This window comes from Nostoc sp. (assembly GCF_054880495.1).
In genome coordinates this window covers 24,642-45,674 of record NZ_JBTYKD010000025.1, presented here as the reverse complement: position 1 = coordinate 45,674, position 21,033 = coordinate 24,642, and the positions used below count along the sequence as shown (strand labels likewise).

General features: G+C 41.8%; 21 protein-coding genes. 5 read left to right on the top strand and 16 right to left on the bottom strand.

Annotated features, from left to right (window positions below; all coding sequences use genetic code 11):
* Positions 1 to 106 precede the first annotated feature (106 nt).
* Both ACYTXL_RS02805 and ACYTXL_RS02800 read left to right on the top strand, forming a co-directional pair.
* A complete protein-coding gene (locus tag ACYTXL_RS02805; RefSeq protein ID WP_461923410.1) occupies positions 107 to 1,348 on the top strand; it encodes a hypothetical protein in 1,242 nt (413 codons plus the stop codon).
* A 36-nt stretch (positions 1,349 to 1,384) separates the two neighbouring features.
* On the top strand, positions 1,385 to 2,176 hold the full coding sequence (locus ACYTXL_RS02800) for a phosphatase PAP2 family protein (RefSeq protein ID WP_461923409.1): 792 nt from the start codon (positions 1,385 to 1,387) through the stop codon (positions 2,174 to 2,176).
* Positions 2,177 to 2,482: 306 nt separating this feature from the next.
* Here the strand turns inward: ACYTXL_RS02800 and ACYTXL_RS02795 are convergent, their stop codons facing one another.
* The 3 genes from ACYTXL_RS02795 to folK all read right to left on the bottom strand — a co-directional run bounded on the left by ACYTXL_RS02795 (position 2,483) and on the right by folK (position 4,128).
* On the bottom strand, positions 2,483 to 2,755 hold the full coding sequence (locus tag ACYTXL_RS02795; RefSeq protein WP_461923408.1) for a hypothetical protein: 273 nt from the start codon (positions 2,753 to 2,755) through the stop codon (positions 2,483 to 2,485).
* 240 nt (positions 2,756 to 2,995) lie between these two features.
* The gene (locus ACYTXL_RS02790; protein ID WP_461923407.1) at positions 2,996 to 3,544 is read right to left on the bottom strand and encodes an NUDIX hydrolase; all 549 of its coding nucleotides are present in this window, start codon (positions 3,542 to 3,544) and stop codon (positions 2,996 to 2,998) included.
* 68 nt (positions 3,545 to 3,612) lie between these two features.
* Complete coding sequence (gene folK / locus ACYTXL_RS02785; RefSeq protein WP_461923449.1) at positions 3,613 to 4,128, bottom strand: 2-amino-4-hydroxy-6-hydroxymethyldihydropteridine diphosphokinase; 516 nt, start codon at positions 4,126 to 4,128, stop codon at positions 3,613 to 3,615.
* Positions 4,129 to 4,529: 401 nt separating this feature from the next.
* On the opposite strand from folK, the gene ACYTXL_RS02780 reads away from it, so the two are divergent.
* Positions 4,530 to 6,788 (top strand): transglycosylase domain-containing protein, encoded by a 2,259-nt coding sequence (locus tag ACYTXL_RS02780; protein ID WP_461923406.1) that lies wholly within the window; start codon positions 4,530 to 4,532, stop codon positions 6,786 to 6,788.
* Between the two features lie 466 nt (positions 6,789 to 7,254).
* On the opposite strand, the gene ACYTXL_RS02775 is transcribed toward ACYTXL_RS02780, so the two are convergent.
* The 3 genes from ACYTXL_RS02775 to ACYTXL_RS02765 are packed head-to-tail and all read right to left on the bottom strand — an operon-like array spanning position 7,255 to position 7,777.
* Complete coding sequence (locus ACYTXL_RS02775; protein WP_461923405.1) at positions 7,255 to 7,413, bottom strand: DUF6887 family protein; 159 nt, start codon at positions 7,411 to 7,413, stop codon at positions 7,255 to 7,257.
* Positions 7,410 to 7,553 (bottom strand): DUF6888 family protein, encoded by a 144-nt coding sequence (locus ACYTXL_RS02770; protein WP_461923448.1) that lies wholly within the window; start codon positions 7,551 to 7,553, stop codon positions 7,410 to 7,412. Before ACYTXL_RS02770 ends, ACYTXL_RS02775 begins: the two co-directional genes overlap by 4 nt.
* A 38-nt stretch (positions 7,554 to 7,591) precedes the next feature.
* The gene (locus tag ACYTXL_RS02765; RefSeq protein ID WP_461923404.1) at positions 7,592 to 7,777 is read right to left on the bottom strand and encodes a ribbon-helix-helix protein, CopG family; all 186 of its coding nucleotides are present in this window, start codon (positions 7,775 to 7,777) and stop codon (positions 7,592 to 7,594) included.
* 276 nt (positions 7,778 to 8,053) lie between these two features.
* On the opposite strand from ACYTXL_RS02765, the gene psb35 reads away from it, so the two are divergent.
* Positions 8,054 to 8,284: a photosystem II assembly protein Psb35 gene (gene psb35, locus ACYTXL_RS02760; RefSeq protein WP_292801052.1), complete on the top strand. Its 231-nt coding sequence runs from the start codon at positions 8,054 to 8,056 to the stop codon at positions 8,282 to 8,284.
* 83 nt (positions 8,285 to 8,367) lie between these two features.
* Here the strand turns inward: psb35 and ACYTXL_RS02755 are convergent, their stop codons facing one another.
* From ACYTXL_RS02755 to ACYTXL_RS02735, 5 genes are all read right to left on the bottom strand, one after another.
* The gene (locus tag ACYTXL_RS02755; protein ID WP_461923403.1) at positions 8,368 to 8,790 is read right to left on the bottom strand and encodes a tellurite resistance TerB family protein; all 423 of its coding nucleotides are present in this window, start codon (positions 8,788 to 8,790) and stop codon (positions 8,368 to 8,370) included.
* A 57-nt stretch (positions 8,791 to 8,847) separates the two neighbouring features.
* A complete protein-coding gene (locus ACYTXL_RS02750; protein WP_461923402.1) occupies positions 8,848 to 10,203 on the bottom strand; it encodes a 16S rRNA (cytosine(967)-C(5))-methyltransferase in 1,356 nt (451 codons plus the stop codon).
* A gap of 69 nt (positions 10,204 to 10,272) precedes the next feature.
* A complete protein-coding gene (locus tag ACYTXL_RS02745; RefSeq protein WP_461923401.1) occupies positions 10,273 to 11,727 on the bottom strand; it encodes a glycoside hydrolase 100 family protein in 1,455 nt (484 codons plus the stop codon).
* A gap of 806 nt (positions 11,728 to 12,533) precedes the next feature.
* Positions 12,534 to 13,397, bottom strand: coding sequence for an alpha/beta fold hydrolase (locus tag ACYTXL_RS02740; RefSeq protein WP_461923400.1), 864 nt, complete (start codon positions 13,395 to 13,397; stop codon positions 12,534 to 12,536).
* A gap of 345 nt (positions 13,398 to 13,742) precedes the next feature.
* Positions 13,743 to 13,928 (bottom strand): type II toxin-antitoxin system HicB family antitoxin, encoded by a 186-nt coding sequence (locus ACYTXL_RS02735; protein ID WP_461923399.1) that lies wholly within the window; start codon positions 13,926 to 13,928, stop codon positions 13,743 to 13,745.
* Between the two features lie 55 nt (positions 13,929 to 13,983).
* Here ACYTXL_RS02735 and ACYTXL_RS02730 point away from each other — a divergent pair, with 55 nt between their 5' ends.
* A complete protein-coding gene (locus tag ACYTXL_RS02730) occupies positions 13,984 to 15,183 on the top strand; it encodes a Coenzyme F420 hydrogenase/dehydrogenase, beta subunit C-terminal domain (RefSeq protein ID WP_461923398.1) in 1,200 nt (399 codons plus the stop codon).
* Here the strand turns inward: ACYTXL_RS02730 and ACYTXL_RS02725 are convergent.
* From ACYTXL_RS02725 to ACYTXL_RS02705, 5 genes are all read right to left on the bottom strand, one after another.
* Positions 15,155 to 15,376 carry a hypothetical protein gene (locus ACYTXL_RS02725; RefSeq protein ID WP_461923397.1) on the bottom strand — a complete coding sequence of 74 codons (222 nt, stop codon included), beginning with the start codon at positions 15,374 to 15,376 and terminating at the stop codon, positions 15,155 to 15,157. The genes ACYTXL_RS02730 and ACYTXL_RS02725 overlap by 29 nt on opposite strands.
* 192 nt (positions 15,377 to 15,568) lie before the next feature.
* The gene (locus tag ACYTXL_RS02720) at positions 15,569 to 15,994 is read right to left on the bottom strand and encodes a hypothetical protein (RefSeq protein ID WP_461923396.1); all 426 of its coding nucleotides are present in this window, start codon (positions 15,992 to 15,994) and stop codon (positions 15,569 to 15,571) included.
* A gap of 899 nt (positions 15,995 to 16,893) precedes the next feature.
* The gene (locus ACYTXL_RS02715; RefSeq protein ID WP_461923395.1) at positions 16,894 to 18,636 is read right to left on the bottom strand and encodes a R3H domain-containing nucleic acid-binding protein; all 1,743 of its coding nucleotides are present in this window, start codon (positions 18,634 to 18,636) and stop codon (positions 16,894 to 16,896) included.
* 85 nt (positions 18,637 to 18,721) lie between these two features.
* Positions 18,722 to 19,969: a circadian clock protein LdpA gene (ldpA, locus tag ACYTXL_RS02710; protein ID WP_461923394.1), complete on the bottom strand. Its 1,248-nt coding sequence runs from the start codon at positions 19,967 to 19,969 to the stop codon at positions 18,722 to 18,724.
* 495 nt (positions 19,970 to 20,464) lie between these two features.
* Positions 20,465 to 20,953, bottom strand: coding sequence for a sensor histidine kinase (locus ACYTXL_RS02705; RefSeq protein ID WP_461923393.1), 489 nt, complete (start codon positions 20,951 to 20,953; stop codon positions 20,465 to 20,467).
* Between the last annotated feature and the right edge of the window lie 80 nt (positions 20,954 to 21,033).

The following is a 21,033-nucleotide window of genomic DNA, read 5'->3' as shown; positions in this document are numbered from 1 at the left end:
AGCAGTTAACAAATCTTTAGATGAGAAAATGCATTTTTGCCCAGTTACTAAGTACTGATCATATAAAATTGATTCGGATTAAATTTCCATTTATTTAAAAGAAAATATGTTTGCTAGAATCCGCCGTCTTTTGAGTCAATTTTTTAGTAAATCAAGGACAATCAACAACGAACCACTGAATAAAGTGAGTTTGGTTGTGATTATTTTAATTGATATTTTTATCTTGATTAATGTTTTTACGGGACTGGATGATATTAGCAGATGGTATATCAGCCCGAACCAGGCTTATCCATGTTATTCAGAGTGGCAAGATTACCGGACAAAAACCACTAAAGATAAAGACTATGAAATTGTTAGACTTTCATTGCCAAATAACGCGAAGTATCAACTCAGCTTGCAGCAAAACTATCAACAAGTCGAAGTAGGACATCTGGGTAATGCTTCTAAAACGTGCTTGCAATATGCCAATTACAAAGATAAGATTAACAATCCTGAAAAGCAGCAAATCGTCAAAACGATTGATCAGAAACAAGCGAAAATCACTAGGCTTGAACAAGATGATCGCACTATTAAAGCCCAATATAACTCAACGCTTTTAGAAAGAATTGCCGGTCAGGATCGTCAAGAATCAATTAATCAAGTCAGTGCTGAAAAAGCTAAACAAGCATTAGAACAAAATAATCGCCAAATTTCTACCCTTAATCAAGAAAATTCTACTCTTAAAAATGAACTGCTTGGCAAACCGGAAAGCATTAGTTTTATAGCCTTTCTTAAAGATGACAATCAATTCCGGGAAGTTGATCAAGGCTATCATCAGGCATCATTTTGGTATCCAACTATCCAGCTTGCTTTTCAGTTTCTCTTTCTTATACCATTGATTCTCATTGCCTTATCAGTTCACAAATTTGCCCAAGCAAGAGCATATGGACTCATCTCCCTAATTAGCTGGCATTTACTAGTTATCTTTTTTATCCCATTAATCGTTAAAATATTTGAATTTCTTCAAATAGGTGCAATATTTGAATTTATCTTTAAGATCATTAGCATCCTTTTTGGTGGTTTGCTTTTCCTGATCAGTTATATTTATATCTTGCTGATTCCGATTATTGGTTTTGGAATTATCCAGTTTTTTCAAAAATTTGTCTTTAATGCTAAAGTCCAGACAGCAAGCAGAGTTCAAAAATCATGCTGTGTCAATTGTGCTAAGAAAATTCGACATTTTGATACTTACTGTCCGCACTGTGGTTATAATCAATATATTGAATGCCAAAACTGTCATAATCTTACTTATAAACATTTGTCGTATTGTAAACATTGTGGAATTTCTCAAGATTCCAGTAATTTGTAATCAGTGAATTCGTTTATTAGTCTTTTTAAGTTAGATATGGAAAAAGTGAAAACAGCCTATAAAGAGAGTCAGTCACCTGTTTCTTTTCTGAAAAACCTGTTGATTGCGCGTTGGCGATCGCTCTTACTCCTCTTAATAGGTGTATATTTACCTTTGCAGGTCTTTGAAATCCTGACAGTGAAGATATGGGAGAATCAAGCTGGTTTCCCGTGGGATGTGCCTATTCTGTTAGCAGTTCATTCTACAACAAACCCACATCTGGATGTTTTAGCAGTGGCGCTAGCTAGAATTGGATTGCCTTGGACGTCCATAGCGATTTTAGGTGCGATCGCACTTATATTATTACTTCAAAAACGCTGGCGATCGCTAGCTTATTTACTCACCGCCTCAGTCGGAAGCATCATCATCAACCGCACAGCAAAGGAATTAATGCATCGAGTCCGTCCACAATTATGGCAGTCTATTGCACCTGAGTCTAGTTTTGCATTTCCCAGCGCTCATGCCATGACGAGTATAACTTTGCTAGTAATTTTGCTATTCTTAACTTGGGCTAGCCCCTGGCGCTGGTTGGTTCTCATCTTCGGCAGCTTATATGTAATAGCTATTGCGTGGTGTCGTCTCTATCTGGGGGTTCATTTTCCCAGTGACATTCTCGCGGGTTGGATGGTTGCATTAGGTTGGACAATTGGTGTCAGTATAATTATCAAACCGTATGGAACTAAAGCCAAATGCGTAGATAGCGATCGCTTCGCCAACATCTTTGACGAACGCCCTGAAGATGAAACTACTTTACTCCCTGAAGAAAGAAAGTTGATAACCGAAGAGTGATATTATATCCGCTTAAAAACTTATTATTTAGGCTGACGCACAGACACGACGAAAAGATTTTAATGATAAATTAATTGTCCATCACTAATAAGATAGATTTACATATATAGCAATCGCCAAAGCCGTTAGGAGAGTTGGCGGGAAACGCCCGTTCAACAGCGTACTTTATGATTTTATTGCTGTTCTAAGCTACCTGTCCGTTGCTATAGCAATCCTAAATCATTCGTTAAAAGTTATATCCCCGACTTCTTTGAGAAGTCGGGGATCTGGACATCGATAATTTTCACAAATCAGATAGGAAATAAATTATGATCCTTGAAAAAGGTGATTAATTGAACTTATACTCTGTTGAATTTCTTCTGTCAGAGCAGTTCTTAATAAGTCAAGGGTTTCGGTTGAAAGATTGAGTAATCCCAAAGCATATAATAGGCTAAAAATCCCAATAAATAGAGCCAAAAATCTCCCAAAACAACCGGGATTAATTTCAATAAAACCTAATTTAGATTGCCCAATGACAGCAATCGTTATAAAAACAATTCCTGCTATTAAAAATGTACTATTTGGAGTTAAATCTGTCATTTTCCTCTTAAGATGCCTCAGCCGAAATTTCCTGTTTTTGAACTCCAATATTAAAGCTTTTGTTAGTAGTGAGCGATTTTTTAGTTTATATAATGATTTTCAAGGGCTAGACCTGCCAGCGATGAGTCGATAACGGAGATATTCAACGTATCGACTCAAATCGCTGTTAACGATCTATTTCATCAGCAGATTCAAAACCTGCACCGTAGGCATCGCTAACTCTATAATAATATATTGATATTAAACTAAAAACGGACGCGCCAGAAAAAAGCTAGAAATTGATTTAGCATCTACCGGCTCTCCTTCGAGAATAGCTTTCTCTAATTCTTCGGGAGTTAAAAACACAGTTTCGATATCCTCGTCTTTATCTTGTGGTGGTGGTGTTTCCAGCTTTGACAAATCTCGTGCGAGAAAAGCATAGATAATCTCATCAGAATAGCCGGGAGCTAAGAAAAATTCGCCTAGTTTGTCCCATTTTTTGGCACTATAGCCAGTTTCTTCGGCGATTTCACGCTGTATTGTCTCTAAAGGTTCTTCATTTGGTTCCACAGTTCCCGCCGGAAATTCTAGTATCCGTCCCTGAATTGCAAAACGATACTGGCGCACGAGTACAAGTTTACCCTCTGCTGTCACCGGCACAGCTAAAGCACCACCAGGATGACGAATACATTCCCATTCTCCTTCCGATTTATTCGGCAAACGCAAGCGATTTACTTCAAAATCAAACTTGCGTCCTTTATAAAAAAAGCGTTGTTTCAGCAGTTGTGGTAATTCTCTACCTAATGGCATAGTAAAATCTGATTATCTGTGAATACTGAGGTGAAATCAGCGTTCTTTTAGATTTAAGGATGATATTTTTAATTGCCCATCCATAAATGTACATCAGAACAGTCTACCTCTTTCAGCAGTTCTTTAATAACACACCCAGAAACTGGTTCTATCCAATCTGGGGCAATTTCTGCAAGTGGTATTAACACAAAAGCCCGATCCCGCATTCGTGGGTGGGGAATCTGGAGGTTTGGTGTATCCATAATTAAGTCATCATATAATAACAAATCTAAATCCAGGGTTCGTGGCCCCCAGCGTTCGTGACGCACACGCCCAAATTGTTGCTCAATTCCTAACAAAATTTCTAATAACTGCTGGGCTGTGATTTCTACCTGCAATGTGACGCAGCCATTTAGGTAATCTGGCTGTGGTGGTCCGACGGCTTTAGTTTGGTACCAATTGGATCTGGCTTCTAAGAGAATACCTGGGGTTTGGGCTAAAGTCTCCATAGCTGCTTCTAAAATTGTCTGTGAATCGCCCATATTACTACCAAGGGCAAGGGCGCTTCGTCTGGGCTTTGCTTTGGAGTAGCCAGCAGCAGGCATTGCACTCTCCTTAAGTAAGCTGTTTTCGGGATGTCTTTGCGGATACTTTGCTGTACCTGTTGCAGAAAATGTCAATAGTTTTTATCTTCCTAATATTTATCATAATTACAGGATTTTTACAAAATTAAATTCACGAAATCTAAAAAACATTATTTTATGGTGAATTTAGTTAATTATTTATAGGATATTATACTAACAGAATGGTAGTGCAGCTAACCCCAAAGTTGATTGATGGTGCGTTAGATAGTTTTTACTACTTTGAGCGAGGAACTGACGTGGGGAAGCTTACCTCCTGGTTCAAGCGAAGACCAACTAATTTGTGTGACTCTGGACAAGGAAGAACGAATGAGAGCAGCTAACCACCAAGACATCTGGCGCAGGCGAGGCAGTTACCGAGCAAAATGAAAATTTTCCCATCTAAGATTAAGGTCAATCAGTCAACTGGCGGTAAACCACTCTATCGTCGCTTATGGTTTTGGGCAGGCTTGGGTGTAGGTGGTGGGATAGTTGCCTTGATCTACGGCATCAGTATAATAGATCGGACTTTGCCAGATCAGGCGGAGTTGAATGCTGTGCTGAGAGAGCAAACACTGACCATCAAAGCTGCTGATGGCACCATATTAAAACAACAAGGTGAAGCAACCAGAGAAGAGTTAAAGCTGGAACAAATACCAGATAATTTAAAAAAAGCTTTTATCGCCTCAGAAGATAGAAGATTTAAACAACATAACGGAGTTGATCCGCAAGGGATTGTGAGAGCGAGTTTGAATAATTTGCGATCGCAAGGTGTGGTCGAAGGTGGTAGCACCATTACTCAACAGCTAACGCGGATTCTCTTTTTGAAACAAGAACAGACAATCTGGCGCAAACTCAAGGAAGTCCGCCTTGCACAAAAAATGGAGCAAGTATTAACCAAAGATCAGATTCTAGAGCGTTACCTAAATCTGGTTTATTTGGGATCTGGAGCTTATGGTGTGGCAGATGCAGCCTGGGTATACTTTAGTAAATCACCCGATCAGCTTTCTTTAGCGGAAATGGCAACGATTGCTGGATTAGCTCCCGCCCCCAGTTTGTATGCCCCAGACAAGAATCCAGTAGCGGCAAAACGGCGGCGCAACTTGGTATTGCAACGGATGCAAGAAGATGGAGTGATTACAGGAGAACAAAGGCAGACAGCGCTTCAGGAGCCACTAACCCTCAAAAGCAGTTTACCTAAGCGAATGCAAGCAGAATCACCCTACTTTACCAGCTACATCCAAAAAGAATTGCCAAAGTACGTTTCCCCGGATGTGCTAAAAAGCGGAGGTCTAGTAGTGGAAACCACACTGAACCCAACTTGGCAGAAGGTGGCAGACGAGGCAGTTGCTAAAACACTGCGAAATCAAGGACGCTGGGAAAACTTTAAGCAAGCCGCAATGGTGGCCATTGACCCCCGGAACGGTGAAATTAAAGCAATGGTTGGGGGAAAAGACTTTGGTAATAACCAGTTTAATCATGTTACTCAGGCACAACGGCAGCCAGGATCGACATTTAAAGGGTTTGTCTATGCGACTGCGATCGCTAGCGGTAAAAGCCCCTACGATAGTTACGAGGATGCACCCTTTGTCGTAGATGGCTATGAACCGAAAAATTATAGTGAAAACTTCCACGGTTCAATGACCATCCGCGATGCCCTCACCCGCTCTGTTAATATTATTGCGGTAAAGGTGTTGATTGATGTGGGATTTACGCCAACGATTAAACTTGCCCATGATATGGGGATAAAATCCGAACTTAAGCCCACCTACTCTTTAGCACTCGGCTCAAATGAAGTCAATCTCCTAGAGTTGACCAGCGCCTATGGCAGTTTTGCAACTCAAGGATTGCATACAGAGCCTCATGGTATTAGCCGGATCATCAACCGTCAAGGCAAAGTTATCTGGTCAGCTCATTTCAAGTCTCAACGCGCCCTTGACGCTGATAGTGCCGCGATCATGACTTGGATGCTACGCAATGTCGTAGAAGCTGGGACTGGTGGTGCTGCTCAATTAGATAATAGACCGGTTGCTGGCAAAACCGGCACCTCCGACGAAGCCCGCGATTTATGGTTTATTGGCTACATTCCCCAGATGGTGACAGGGGTCTGGCTAGGTAACGATGATAACCACCCCACAGACGGCAGTAGTGGCAGTGCAGCTTACACTTGGCACGAATTTATGGAAAAAGCGGCAGAGGGGATGCCCGTAGAAAAGTTTCCCAAACGACCAAACTTAGAAGGTCGCAAAGGCACCATAAAAGCTCAGTCCATCAAGCCTAAACAAATGCTGAATAGTTCTATTCACTCTGATGATGACTCAGAAGGGGAAAGTTCGAGAAATTCTAATTCTGAGGATAACGGCTCATCCAAAAGACGTAGAAGCAGGAGGAGCTATTCTGAAGATGAACAGCAATCTAGCGATTATACCCCAGGACGGAGAAGGCGCGATCGCAGCGAAGAATCAAGTTCCAGGAACTCTTCCTCAGAATCATCTACTCCACGGCGGCAATCTAGAAGAGTAGAATCTGATTCTCCCCCGCCTCGAAGAATTCGGCGAGAGTTGCCTCCGGCAAATAGTTCCGGTTCTTCAGGTTCTTCATCACCACAGCCATCCTGGCGAGATAGGCTTAGACCTCCTCAGTAATAACAATTTTAAAATTCAAAATGACACTCGCAGACTCGCTCTAAGCGTTCGCGTGGCTATGCAGTTGGCGAACGCGGGAACGTGTCGCAGACCATTGGTGTCAACTTAACGTAGAAGTTAGGCAAGGCATGCTTTCGAGGTTTGACCCTCACAAGAACAGCCCCTCGACCAATTTTGGGAGAGGGGAGCAAATTCTCTAGTTCCCCTTCTCCCAAGTTGGGAGAAGGGGTTAGGGGATGAGGGCAAAACGTCTTCTCAAAGCAGATTTTTTCTGAAGTTGACACCAATGGTCGCAGACAAGCCTCTCGAACGCGAGTGCGTCTCCCCTTGGGAGAAGAGAAGGCTTTACGCTGCGCTAACAAAATTCAAAATCAATACCTTTGTCAATTTACGAGGGTTCAACACCTGTAGAAACAGAAGGTAATTTTTATAGATTTTCTCGTGTGCGTTTTGCTTGTATTAATTTTTATAGTTCACCAATTTCATCTATGGTATAAAACTTCGGGTTAGGTTCAGCGTTAATTTTATCCATTAGAGGGTGAAAAGCTTCTGTATCATTACGATTCTCTAATAAATAACGTTTTAACTCTATTTTACTCATTGCTGCAAACTTAGGCTTGGTCATTCGTCGTATCTCCATTCACCATTTCGGTTAATTACAATACCTGTTTCTTCTCCAGCCAAGATATAGACGTCTGCTGTTCGTTCATCTAATCTAACTATAAAGATAGGTAGTAGAAATGTTGTGAGATTTTGGCAGAGGATAAAACAAATCAGATTTTATTTGGGTGTAGGATACCTTATCAAGGTTGACTTACCTTTTTGATAGCCGCATCACACCACATCCTGACAGCTTCTTCCATTGCCTCGCTGTTACCTATTTCTAATTCAAGAACTAGATGTTTGAAATTTTTAACTAAATCCTTGGGCAGATAGGCAGCACTTTGGGTGTAATCGCTGTGGGTGCGTTTGTTAATTCGAGTTTCCATGATGAAAAAAGTGAATCTGCTGTTATGCTAGCACACTAGCTCATTGAAAATTAAAGACATTTTCAGACGGGGATTTAAGAATTGGGCATTGTGCATGAGAAGAAACTTGTTCAATAATTTTCCCCCTTGTTCCCCTTGTCTCCCCCTGCCCTTCTAACCCTTTACTCTTTCCCATGCAATATCAAGTTGCTTAAACTAAACTACGGGGGGATGTTAGGTGATACGCTCATTTTATAGTGTATTAAATACTGTTGCATAATCTTGGAGAATATACTCATGGATTTATTGATGCAAGTAGCAGCACCAGCTATAGATGCTGCTCCTCATTTTCCCTTCGCTTTCACCTTGGTATATGTCGTTGGTTTTATTGCTGCTGTAACCATTGGTTCAATAGCTTGGTACAACTCGAAACGCCCCGCAGGTTGGGAAAGCAAAGAGCGTCCTGATTTTGTGCCAAAAGTTGATAAAGAAGAAACTCCGGGTCTGGGTGAACCGAAGTCAAAGTAGTGATGAGTGCTGAGTTTAATAACCAAACTTAAAAATCATCTAGAGACGCGATTCTTCGCGTCTTGTCAACTCATAACTCAGTGTTAGTTTTGCACTTCAACCCAACGGCGGTAAAGCTTTTGAATTTGTTTAAGAAGCAGATTGTGATCTGATTGCTCTGAGTCATTCGGCTTCGCTATATCCTGCAATTTGGTCAGGAGTCTGGCTTCTTCGACGGCAACTTCACCATCGCTATAAATTAAGCCACTGATGGCTTCAATCAGATTTTCACAATCTTCAAGGCTGGGGCGATCGCCTAAATACTCCCGCACCCAGTCATAGCATTCTTTTGGCTCTACAGGAACTAATTCGTACAGCCAAGGCTTAATTTCTGGATCGTTAGCCAAACCCTTTGCTTGAGCTATTTCGCGCAGATATTGCCGTTCTTCTGGCTGGATTTTACCATCAATCCAGGCTGCTCCAATCAGGATTTTAACTAAGTTTTTTACATTGGAAGGGGAAACCATTGCTGACTCCTCTGGTAGATTCAGTCCTCCACAAAATCGTACAATCCCAAACAGTATTCACGCGGAATTATTGGTTTTTCTTAAGCGCACCATAAAAAAGCCATCCATGTCTTGTCGATGGGGCCAAACTTTAAACCAACCTTGAGGCGTGCTATAGGCAGAATCAGCAAACGCAAGACCTTTGGGAGACTCAATTTGCCAATCAGGTGACTCAGCTAAAAATGCCGAAATCACTTGTTCATTTTCTGCTGGATGCAATGTACAGGTAGCATAAACTAGTACACCACCATGTTTGACAAAAGTAGAAGTATGTGTTATTAATTCCTTTTGCAGCACCGAAAGTTCTCGAACAGATTCTGGTGTCTGTCGCCAACGCGCATCAGCATGACGGTGCATGGTTCCCAAACCAGAACATGGAGCATCGAGTAATACGCGGTCTGCGGTGTTTTTAAATTGGCTAAAATGACGACTGTCGCCAGTGCAAAGTTGAATAGATTGTAAATTCAGCCGTTGAGAATTTTCTTGGAGTTTGCGAAGACGAGAAGGAGTGCGATCGCAAGCCCAAATTTTCCCTTTATCTGCCATTAACTCAGCGATGTGGGTTGTTTTACCTCCTGGTGCAGCACAAGCATCAATTACCACCTCACCTGGTTGGGGGTCAAGTAAATGACCTACCAATTGGGCGCTACTATCTTGTACAGTCCACCAACCCTCTTTGAAACCCGGTAGTTTTTGAATTGATCCAGCACTACCAATCAATCGTAAAGCTTGGGGTAAATGGGAAATGCGCCTCACCAAAATACCAGCAGATTGTAAAGCCGCCTCAACTTCTTCAATTGAAGTGCAAAGTGGGTTGATTCGTAAGTCAATTGTTGGTGATTGGTTCATCCATTCACAGAGTTGTTCTGTCTCGGCTAAACCCAATTGTTCTAACCAAACTTGAATAATCCAGTCAGGAAAGCTGTGTAAAATGCCCAAGCGTTCCACTGGGTTTTCTGGAAGTTGTAACGGATCTGTTTTTATCTTCTCTACAAGGCGGATATACTGGCGTAATAAACCGTTAACAAAACCTGTGAGTCCAGAAAAACCGTTTTCTTTAGCGAGTTGGACGGTGGTATTAACAGCAGCTGAAGCGGGAATACGCTCTTGATAGCGCAGTTGGTAGAAGCCCAGATGTAAGATAGTGCGGAGGTCTTGGGGTTGTTGGTCAGATTTCTTTTTAGCGAGTTGATCAATGAGAGTATCAAGAGTGCGCTGCCTTCTGACACTCCCATAAATCAATTCTGTCAGCAAGCGGCGATCGCAATCAGCCAAATTAACTTTTTGCAGCACTCTATCTAGGGCAACATCAGCATAAGCCCCCTTATGAACATCTCGCAAGGCAATAAAAGCTAGTTGACGGGCGTTTGTCATGGAAACAAGAATCAGGAGTCAGAAAGCTTTTGTATTCTAACTCCTGTACAGATGCGATTAATCGCGTCTCTATCGAGTCAGATACGGGTCTACAGTGGCGATTTCAAACTCACATGCTCTAGAAACTTCTTCTGCTGGTAATTTTCCAAAGCTGATTAATGGTAAATAAGTTGGGTTTGCCATCAGTTCTTTTGCTAATAAGAACCCAGTAATTGTCCAAGTTTGATATTTCCTAGCTTGTTTCCCAATCAGTCGCCCTTTCTTGCCATCGTAATATTCTGGCCATTCATCTGCAATCAGGCGTGGTCGAGCAATTTCAATAGCCTTTTGTGCCAGACTTGTTTTGTTAGTTTTCACAGCGGCCGCAGCCAACATCCACATTAAAACCGGCCAACTACCAGCATTATGATACGACCAGGGTATATTTTTGGGGTCGCATCCAGTTACAATTCTGTACTCTTCATTTTGCAAAGCTGGGAAACAAATTTTCATTGGCATATCTCCCACCAAGTCATCCCATCGTTCCTCAATCAGAGTCATAATCGCTTGTGACTGTTCTTCGGTGGCTAAGTCTGAAATAATTGCCATTAAATTTCCGAGTGAAAAGAAGCGAGTATCTAACTGCGACGGACCAACATTACCTGCTAGATAACCACCTTTTTTGGGCAGCCACTTATCTAATTCATAATAGGGAACAGAATCTACATATATGTTGAACAGATTAACAGCACCCTTGCCATATTCTTCACTTTTGAAGTGATAAATTGCATTCAAGCGATTAATATCTATCCAATAATGCTGGCGAATATGAGCGCATAAAAGAGGCAACCGATTATCAATCGCTTCAACAATATCAGAATTTCCTTGACAAATTAGCAGTTCACGAGATGCCCGCAATGCCGTGTAAAAAAGAACTTGTAGTTCTAGAGGATGCCCATAAATGCCCATACGACGGTCAATCATACAAGCACCATCTGGAACCAACAGCGTTGGGTACATATCAAAACGATTCGCCAAGCAGATTTCCATGATTAACCTGATCCCATTTTGGAATTCAGGTTTATAGGCTAGAGAAAAATCATCTGTAGCGACTACATAAGCACGCAATAAAATAATCCACCATAGGCAAGAATCTACAGGTGTAACTCTAGCGATCGCATGTTCACCAAAATCTGCTTCTAAATATTCTTGCCCATTTTCTGATACAACTTTAAAGCTAGCTGGGATTAATCCTCGTCCCGGCTTATAGGCATCTAATGCTCTTTCTTTAGGCTGTAACTTTAAGGTTTCTTCTAAGAAATTGCGAACAATATCTGTTCTACCTTTGATCAGAAAAATTAGACCTGAAGAGACAAAATCCCGGACAAAGCACTGGTCATAATTAAGCGCCTCTACAGATGCATCATAAGCGGCTACCGTCCCAACGGGGCGTCCTTGATAGTAGAGAATTGACTTTTCTAGCGCTAGCCACGCTTCTTCCACTTCTTTTAAATTTTCAGTAGTTTCCAATTCGTTTAGGTGCATCGCCAGAATAACTCCATAAGGGTTGTGAATTTGCGGTAGATGCGTCTTCGTTTATTATTTTTGCTATTCTCAGCATAGCAAAAACGATTCTTTGAATAGCAAATATAATTGAGAGAAACATTAATCAACTAACAATGAATAAACCTGCTGACAATTATGCAGCTTTATTGTTAGTTAATTTGTTTATGATCGATTACTCTTTTGGTTAATTTTGTTGTTCTTCAACGCCAGCAGTAATATGATTCTTCAAAACAGTCACACAAGATATATTTCTAGATTATTTATTATTCCCTTTGATGTCTGGAATCTTTGCTTTACCAAGCAAAAACATATCTTCAGTACTGTTTAAGGTTTGCGTGAAGTTAAAACTGGTTGCAGTATATTTACTTGAGCAGGATTAGTTTTTGACAGTAAGATGTCAGATTTACCCCATAATCTAATAATTTATAACTTTTTATCAGAATATGCAAGATAACTGCTTGAAAAATTTAAGATATCAATACTTTTGAAGAGTTGTATATTCTACCCTAATGAGAGTAGCTTGTCATCAGAGATTGTGCTATCAGTTTAATTCAGTTGGTAACTTATTTATCAAAGTTAATATCTTTGTAACTGTTTAACTGCTCCTGGAATTCTTTATAAGCTTGATTAATTGGTTGACAATTCAGGTCATCTGGAAAAGCCTACGAAAGACCTAACCCCCTAGCCCCCTTCCCGACATGGGAAGAGGGAAAATTCAAAGTCTCTCTCCGACAAGGAGAGAGATGAAGAAGAGAGGTTTTCCAGATACCGTGAAATGCCTTCAACTATAAACCTTTGCTCTTTAGCCAATTCATAAACAGGTCAGCGATCGCTAAGTTCCCGTGTTCAAGCATTTGCAGATGACCGTGGCCAGAGAGTCCAACTTCAGGAAGCCAAATAAAATCACCCCGGAAGTATTTTGCAGTTTCTGCATCTGTCTCACGAGGATGGCGCGGGTCTTGGTCGCCTGTAATCACACATATGGGAATATCAAATAGTATCTGAGGGTCGCAAATATAAAGCCCTCGTCCTTCAACATTTCTGCGTTCATTGCTAATCCGCCCACTCTCAGCGACCAAACTGCAAAAGTAATTTTCAAATGCCTCTTGCGGAAAAGTATCTGAATTGGTGAAATACTTTTTAGTATCTTCACGCGACTGGATACGCGGACGGTCTTCGGGAAAAGCCAAAGAAGAGTTTTTTGTGATAACTGGTAATAGATTCGCTGGTGGCCCTGGTGCAATGCCTATAATAGCTTTAACAAGTTTGGGATGAGTTTGTGCCGTCTGCCAACCAACGACACCAGACATACTGTGGGTAAGAATCACAGCCGGGCCAATCTGTTCGAGTAGCGCCACTGTAGCATTGATTACCCGTTTATATGACATCACAGGGAAGTCTGGAACAAAGCCCGACCGACCATGCCCTGGCCAGTCAACAATATAGGTTGGGCAGCCTTTTTCTGCCAGATATGCTGCCCAACCTTGGCGATTATCAGGTGTTTTGACAAAGCAAGTACCTGTATGAAAGGCGCCATGCAAAAGCACAATAGGAACTGAATTTTGGTCTTGACTCGGCCGGTAATATTGAACGTACATTTGGTACGGAATAGCACCAACGAAGAATTCTGTTTCAGTGTATGAATTCATTTTGAGAACAGACTTAAATCTTTACAGCAATGTTCGTTGTTCACTCGCTACAAAAAACTATTAACTGAAGTTTTGATAAAAATAAGAAGTATACATTGGTTACGTAACCGCAATTTTCACCATGAACCAATTTGGAATTACCTGCAACTTGACAATATACATAGTGATATTTATTGTTTTCTCAATTGGGTTAATCCAAAAGTTAGTGCTTGGCTCAGAGAATATGACCGATTTCCACAAGTATATCTAAATACATCAACACTACTTGAATAAATGAAGGTTGCTCGAAATAAAAGATGGTGATTTGCTTAAAAACATCAATCAAATTTTTGGGCTGCACTGGCGCTAGGTGCTGGTGTGCATTACTTCCCCATGTTCGAGCTTATCTGCCAATATACGCAAAGCTAATGCTTGAACTCTAGCAACTGCTTCTTCTCGTGTCTGTCCATAAGCCAGTACACCAGAAAAACCAATCACTTCAGCTAAAAAGTGTCCATCCTCTTCTTGTTCAATTTCTATCGTGAAGTTCATAGCCAGTGAAGGTATTGTAATAAAAGCGATTCCTAAAATAAAACAAAAAATTTATATGACCTCAGTTGATTCTAGCAAGCACAAAAAAGCCAGAGCTATCAAACCTACCAGCCGCCGCCCTGCGAAAGAACTCTGTAGCGAGTGCGGACTATGCGATACATACTATATTCACTATGTCAAGGAAGCCTGCGCTTTTATTAATCAGCAAATAGGCGAACTTGAAGCAGAAACGCACACGCGATCGCGCCATCTTGACAACCCCGATGAACTCTACTTTGGTGTTCACCAAGACATGATGGCGGCGCGGAAACAGCAACCCATCAAAGGCGCACAATGGACGGGTATTGTTAGCAGCATTGCCATTGAAATGCTCAATTGCGGCTTAGTTGAAGGTGTCGTCTGTGTGCAAAACACCAAAGAAGACCGCTTTCAACCCATGCCTATCATCGCCCGTACCCCAGAAGAAATACTAGCAGCGCGAGTAAATAAACCAACACTTTCGCCTAATCTTTCTGTGTTGGAACAGATAGAAAAATCGGGGATGAAGCGGCTATTAGTGATTGGTGTTGGTTGCCAAATCCAGGCATTACGAGCCGTAGAAAAACAACTTGGTTTAGAAAAGCTGTATGTTTTGGGTACGCCCTGCGTAGATAATGTTAATCGCGCCGGGCTGCAAAAATTCTTAGAAACCACTAGCCGATCGCCTCATACAGTTGTGCATTACGAATTCATGCAAGACTTCCGGGTTCACTTCAAACATGAGGATGGCTCATCAGAAACAGTACCTTTCTTTGGCTTGAAAACAAACCAACTCAAAGATGTCTTTGCCCCATCCTGTATGAGTTGCTTTGATTACGTCAACTCCCTAGCCGATTTAGTCGTTGGCTACATGGGCGCACCCTTCGGCTGGCAATGGATTGTAGTTAGAAATGACACTGGTAAGGAAATGCTAGATTTGGTGAAAGACCAGTTAGACACTCAGCCGGTGATGTCCAAAGGGAATCGTAAGGAAGCTGTACAGCAAAGCATTCCCGCGTACGATAAAGGCGTTACCCTCCCTATGTGGGCAGCAAAACTGATGGGTGTGGTGATCGAAAAAATCGGCCCCAAGGGTTTAGAATATGCGCGGTTTTCGATTGATTCTCACTTTACTCGGAATTATTTGTATGTGAAGCGGAATCATCCAGAGAAATTAGAAGCGCACGTTCCAGAGTTTGCCAAGCGTATTATTGAGCAATATAAATTACCAGAGTAGTGTATCGCGTTTGTGTGAAATATATCTGAGCCTGCTTTTGCAGGCTTTTTAGCCAAATGGCGATCGCTGGGCCAGCACCACCCACTAATCCCAGGATTGTCACATAGCGTAGCTCTTTTGGAACTACCTGCATCACCGTTGCCACACTGCGGCGAAATGCTTGGAATGGAGAAATTTCAATTATTTGCATCATGTTTCAAAGTAGCAAATAATCGCAGAATTCCCCGATATTGGGATCTTAATTTAAATGATCGGCAAGTGCGATCCCACGTAGATGTCCACAGTATGCCCAATAGACATCTCCAGAAAAGAATGTAGAGACGCGAAATTTCGGGTCTTTACAAGGGTTTCGGTGAACGCATAATTAATTTGCGGATTTGATAAATTAACGATCTTCACTATAAATAAAAATATAATCATTATCTATCTCTATATCGGGATATAGAGTAGTTAATTCTTCTGTTATGTGGCAGTGGTAATTTTTTATAGGAATTTCAATAATTTTATTACGTATTAATATAGCGAACAAATATTGAAACAATGAAATACTACGAGGAATTTTTTGAGATGGAGTCGAGTTAATTTCCGTTTTTATCTTTTCAATAATTTCTTGAATATTGTTTTCTTGGTTTGCATCAACAGCAAGACGATATAAGTTATCACAAAAACGATTCATATCTTTTGGCTGTAGTTCATCAGGAATTTTGCCTTGTTTAAATAGCTTGTTAATTTCACTGGCTAACTTACGTTTTATTTTTATATCGGGATAATTATTTTCTTGAATAATAAGAGAGGTTTGTTCAAAAGCCAAAATAAGCGTATCTAGTTGTTCAACATTTGCTTTAATTTGTGCTGCTAAACGTAATTTTTTCCAGTCAATTTCAGGGTTTTTATATACCAGATCATGAGTTGAAACTGACCATGCGTGTTCAAAAGCACTTTTAATCTGAACTTCAAAAATAACATTATAAATACTTAATTTTTCATCTATATTGATGGCATCATTTTTTTTGACTTTAGCATATACTCTAGTGGAATCAAACCTAAAAACATCTGGTGCTTTTTTATTTTGTCCTCTTTAGTATTATAGTTTTGTTTGTATTTAATCTATCGTAGCTATTAACTGGCTTTTCTTTTCAACGAGATTCAATCGAATTAATTTCAAAAGTACTTAATTATGCTATACCAATTCTTTATAAAACTTCACAAAATCAGGCTTGGTGAGACAAGGGGCTGAAGCCTCTTGTTCTATGCAACCTCACACTTAATCGGTATTATGGCAATCCGATTTGATTACTGAAGTTACTTCGTATAGGCAGGCAATAGGCACTGTTGCAATAGAAAAGAAGGCTCTTCAATTTTTACTGAGTTTTTTCAAAAATCAAATAGGAGTCCTATATAACAATACCTTCGCTAATTTACAAGCCTTGATATAGAAAAAACCTAAGATTTTACACGCTTGTTTTTGCGGGATGGCAAAAAACTGAGCCAACAAAATCCTGTATGGTTTGTGTGGAAGTAATAATGAAAGTCGTGTACGTCTGGACTGGGGTTTTATGTTTTGCCTAATAATCAAGCATGGTCTTGTGTTGGGCTATTTCGGCAAAAGCTAGACTACTTCTTTTTTTGGCTAAGGTATTGAAATCAGCCCCTGCAATTAAGGCTGATTAGAACTCCCCTCTCCGTTGCGGAGAGGGGTTGGGGATGAGGTTATGCCGGATAAATCCGCAAGCGGCGATTTGGTTCTTCGCCAAAACTATGCGATTTGAGGCGATAATGTTCTACCAACTCATGTTGCATTTTACGGACTTGGGGAGAACGCGGCAATAACTCGACTGGCTGTCCTTTCGGAATCACAATTTGCTCAACTGCAAGTCTAGCTTCTTCCAAGGCATCCATCTCATCATCACTACCATTGTGCAAAAATAGTTGCAGTTCTAAGTCATCGGCCATCTCTGGATCGTCGATGTTCAGCAACCGCCGCAAACCACGGGTAATTTGGGGAATGGTGCTGGACTTAATCACGTGGATCGGTACATGACGAGCTTTGGCCATTTGGCGTAATTTGGCGTGGTTTTTGACGTGCGATCGCAGTGCTAAAATTGCATCAGCACTATCTATGTCTTTTGTCAATACCACGGGCAAAGTTAGCACACTAATTACCTGTTCGAGTTGGTGGCGGCTAACCCCGTATGGGTAAACGTGCAGTGGCAAATCTTCACCATTTGGCCCTGGCTGTCTGATAGCAGCATCCAAATCAATGCTCTCAGAATAATTGAAGGATTCATCCAGCAAGCGATCGAACTCACTGCGTCCAGTCACCCGCTCTACAGGCAATTGCGGCAGTGCTACCATTTGTCCAGATGAACGCCAGCCATTGGAACCATTAGACTGTCGTGCCGGGGGAAAAGATTCTTCCACTGTCGCTAGCTGTCCACCGCGACCGTTGACAACAGCTAACTGCCTTGTAACCGCAACTTTACCGTGGTCATCAACGCTTCTTGTTTGTGGGTTAGGCTGACGCCCCCGCAACAGATTATCTACTGTGTCAGCAACACTTTCGTGTACTGTCCAACGCTGCCGTTCCAACATTTCCACAGCAATTTCAAAGGTAGGAGGGGCTTTACGCTCCAAAACAGTCTTTTGAGAGCCTCGCCGTCTAGCTTCATCGTCTCCCAGTGTCACAGCTTGGATACCCCCAACTAAATCAGCCAGGGTAGGGTTTTTAATCAGATTTTCGAGCTGATTCCCGTGGGCAGTACCTACCAACTGTACACCCCGTTCCGCAATGGTACGAGCCGCTAAAGCTTCCAGTTCCGTGCCAATTTCATCAATAATGATCACTTCTGGCATATGGTTTTCCACTGCCTCAATCATCACCTGATGCTGTTGTTCTGGATGAGCCACTTGCATCCGCCGAGCGCGACCAATGGCGGGGTGGGCAACATCACCATCCCCAGCAATTTCGTTGGAGGTGTCAATAATCACCACTCGCTTATGCAGATCATCCGCCAAAACACGGGCAATTTCCCGTAAGGCAGTAGTTTTGCCCACACCTGGACGCCCTAGCATGAGAATCGATTTACCAGTTTCTACCAAATCGCGGATCATCCCAATGGTTCCAAATACCGCCCGACCAACGCGACAAGTCAAGCCAATAATCTTACCCGTGCGGTTGCGGATGGCGCTGATCCGATGCAAAGTTTGCTCAATTCCTGCCCGATTATCTCCGCCAAAGATTCCGACTCGTTGAATGCAATCATCTATCTGTTCTTGAGTAACAGGTACTTCGCTCAGATACTCCGCTTGATTGGGAAAGCGAGCCTCTGGGCGACGACCTAAATCCAAAACCACTTCTACTAAACTATCTCGTTTGGGATGACTCTCTAGTGCTTGTTGCAGGTCTTCGGGCAAAATGTCTAATAACTTTTGGAGATCGTCTGTAATCGTCATGCTTTCTATGGTGACGTTTTTAGAGATAGCGAGGACATTTGCGTGCAGGAGAACCCGCCCTGGGTAATTTTCAAAGAACGAGCGATTAACGCTCCTGCTGTGATTTGATCTGGGAAACGAGAGAATGGGCAAGTTCTACAGCTTGCCAAAGTAATGTATCATCTTCTTCTAGGCTACCAGTCGCTTTAATATTGGTGTTACTTCCCTCCTTATTCTCTAACTGTTCGAGAATCGGTGACAGCAGTACACGGGCGTAGCTACCGTAGGCGACCCCGGCAATTTTGGATTTTGGACTTTCCTGCGGAACGCTACGCGTAGCTTGCTTCTCCGTTCGCGGAGCGTCTCGTAGAGAAGGAGTAGGGCTACGCTCAGTCGAGCGATTTTGGATTTTAGATTGGAGATTGGTGTCTTCTAATCCAAAATCTAAAATCGGCAATCTAAAATCGTTGAGCAGTCCCATCGCCTTTAACTTAGCAACGGTATAGCTATTAGTGCCGCCTGCTAACTGCACATATCCCGGTAACTTAGCTGCCAAAACTTTTTGCCCTAATTTCACCGCAGCTATTGTGGTCCCATCGCCGATATCCCCACTCATGGGACGACCGTCGGTTTGCCAAATTAAAGCACTCTTGAGTGGGGCAATCAGGTCATATAGTGCTCTCAGGTAGTCAGTCATCCCCTCGCCATCAGGACAGCTGATAGCTAGTAACTTTAGTTGATCAGCCCACGGTGAAATTGCTTGCCATAATTGCTCAAATTCTGCCAACCGCCCAACTTTTGTATGGATTTCTACGGCATCAACTCCCGTTGACATTACCAATGGCGCGATCGCTCCTGGCGTTGACATATATGAACTTGTATAAATTATACCAGATGGACAAACTGGTATACAACGACCGCAGCCGTAGCACTTTTGTGATAATACTCCCGAAAATTCTTCTTTTATACTGTTAAACACGATTGCTTGTGCCGGACAAATCCGTTCACAGGGTCTAGGGCAGTCTGTAGGACACTCAGTAGGATTAAATTCTGCTTTCCGAAAATGAGGATCTTCTCCATCGTTCAGGCTGACCATCAAAAAGGGTGAGTTGCCTTTGTAGTCAAAGCCTCGCTTTTGGGCATCCTTAGCAAGAGTTCTGGCTACTTGCAGCGCTGCTTGCGCCGATGCAATCACTGCTGGATCAGCTGCGACATCTATGCAGTCAGCGCCCGCCAAAGTATAGGCTAACGTTAAACTTCTGACTGCCGGCAAATGCTGGAAGCTGGCTCCGCAGATCAGCTTGAACCAGTCACCTTGTTTGAGAGATTGTAAAGGGGCGAACAAATCAGTCACATTTCTATTATGCGTTTATGCAACTAAAAATAGTAGTGTGTAATCAAGAAAAAATCCTGATTTCCTAATTAAGGGACTTCCAAGTAAAAAAATATCCAATTTTGACCTCAAACTCAAGAATAATTAACACAAGCGATCGCTCCTACTGCTCAAAGAGAGTTTTGTCCGTTATATTTCTTAATATAAACTTCATCTAAGTTTATCAGCGTAGTTTTCGCCCTCACCCAAAATCCCTCTCCCATATCTGGGAGAGGGATTTTGAAATTCTGGCTCCCCTTCTCCCAAATCTGGGAGAAGGGGTTGGGGGATGAGGGCAAATCTTTTTCATCACTGAAGAACTACAGGTTTCAAGATAGACGTGGTTTAGTTATGAATATCCCCACTTACCTACTTATGGAGACGAGATGTTCTCACTTAAGGCTCAGGTTGGTCTATGGGAATTTCGATCGCAAACTCTGCTCCTTGCCCAACAGATGAGGTGCAGGTAATATTTCCTCAGTGTTTTTGCAGGATAATCTGATGGCTGATGGATAATCCTAGCCCACTACCTTTGCCTACAGGTTTTGTCGTAAAAAATGGGTCAAATAAATGCGATCGCAACGACTCTTCTATACCAGTACCATTATCAGCGATCGTAATTTTAACCATATTCAAGTCTATCACCTCTGTGTGAATCCGAATTTGGGGAGTAGAAGATTGCTTCCCCACTCCCTCTTCTATTGCATCAATAGCATTATTCAACAGATGCATAAATACTTGGTTTAGTTCACTCGGATAACAAGTAATTAGAGGCAAGTTACCATAATCTTTCACTATAACAATTGCGGGACGGTCGGCTACTTCCCTGAGTCGATGTTGTAACATTACCAAAGTATTTTCGATGTCTTCATGGATATTTACCCGATTTATCTCTGCTTCATCATGCCGAGAAAAGTGTTGTAACGCCAGTACAATTTCCCAAATGCGATCAGATCCTCTATACATTGCACCTATCAGGTTTTGCAGATCCTTAATCATAAAATTCAGGTCTATATCTTTGGCTAGTTGCTGAATTTTTTTTAATT

Coding starts and splice junctions, on each gene's coding strand:
- psb35 (WP_292801052.1), top strand. CDS start 8,054: ATGGATTTATTGATGCAAGTAGCAGCACCAGCTATAGATGCTGCTCCT.
- ACYTXL_RS02800 (WP_461923409.1), top strand. CDS start 1,385: ATGGAAAAAGTGAAAACAGCCTATAAAGAGAGTCAGTCACCTGTTTCT.
- ACYTXL_RS02750 (WP_461923402.1), bottom strand. CDS start 10,203: ATGACAAACGCCCGTCAACTAGCTTTTATTGCCTTGCGAGATGTTCAT.
- ACYTXL_RS02795 (WP_461923408.1), bottom strand. CDS start 2,755: ATGACAGATTTAACTCCAAATAGTACATTTTTAATAGCAGGAATTGTT.
- ACYTXL_RS02765 (WP_461923404.1), bottom strand. CDS start 7,777: ATGGAAACTCGAATTAACAAACGCACCCACAGCGATTACACCCAAAGT.
- ACYTXL_RS02730 (WP_461923398.1), top strand. CDS start 13,984: ATGACCTCAGTTGATTCTAGCAAGCACAAAAAAGCCAGAGCTATCAAA.
- ACYTXL_RS02705 (WP_461923393.1), bottom strand. CDS start 20,953: ATGTATAGAGGATCTGATCGCATTTGGGAAATTGTACTGGCGTTACAA.
- ACYTXL_RS02745 (WP_461923401.1), bottom strand. CDS start 11,727: ATGCACCTAAACGAATTGGAAACTACTGAAAATTTAAAAGAAGTGGAA.
- ACYTXL_RS02805 (WP_461923410.1), top strand. CDS start 107: ATGTTTGCTAGAATCCGCCGTCTTTTGAGTCAATTTTTTAGTAAATCA.
- ACYTXL_RS02780 (WP_461923406.1), top strand. CDS start 4,530: ATGAAAATTTTCCCATCTAAGATTAAGGTCAATCAGTCAACTGGCGGT.
- folK (WP_461923449.1), bottom strand. CDS start 4,128: ATGCCTGCTGCTGGCTACTCCAAAGCAAAGCCCAGACGAAGCGCCCTT.
- ACYTXL_RS02790 (WP_461923407.1), bottom strand. CDS start 3,544: ATGCCATTAGGTAGAGAATTACCACAACTGCTGAAACAACGCTTTTTT.
- ACYTXL_RS02775 (WP_461923405.1), bottom strand. CDS start 7,413: ATGACCAAGCCTAAGTTTGCAGCAATGAGTAAAATAGAGTTAAAACGT.
- ACYTXL_RS02740 (WP_461923400.1), bottom strand. CDS start 13,397: ATGAATTCATACACTGAAACAGAATTCTTCGTTGGTGCTATTCCGTAC.
- ACYTXL_RS02755 (WP_461923403.1), bottom strand. CDS start 8,790: ATGGTTTCCCCTTCCAATGTAAAAAACTTAGTTAAAATCCTGATTGGA.
- ACYTXL_RS02715 (WP_461923395.1), bottom strand. CDS start 18,636: ATGACGATTACAGACGATCTCCAAAAGTTATTAGACATTTTGCCCGAA.
- ACYTXL_RS02735 (WP_461923399.1), bottom strand. CDS start 13,928: ATGAACTTCACGATAGAAATTGAACAAGAAGAGGATGGACACTTTTTA.
- ACYTXL_RS02725 (WP_461923397.1), bottom strand. CDS start 15,376: ATGATGCAAATAATTGAAATTTCTCCATTCCAAGCATTTCGCCGCAGT.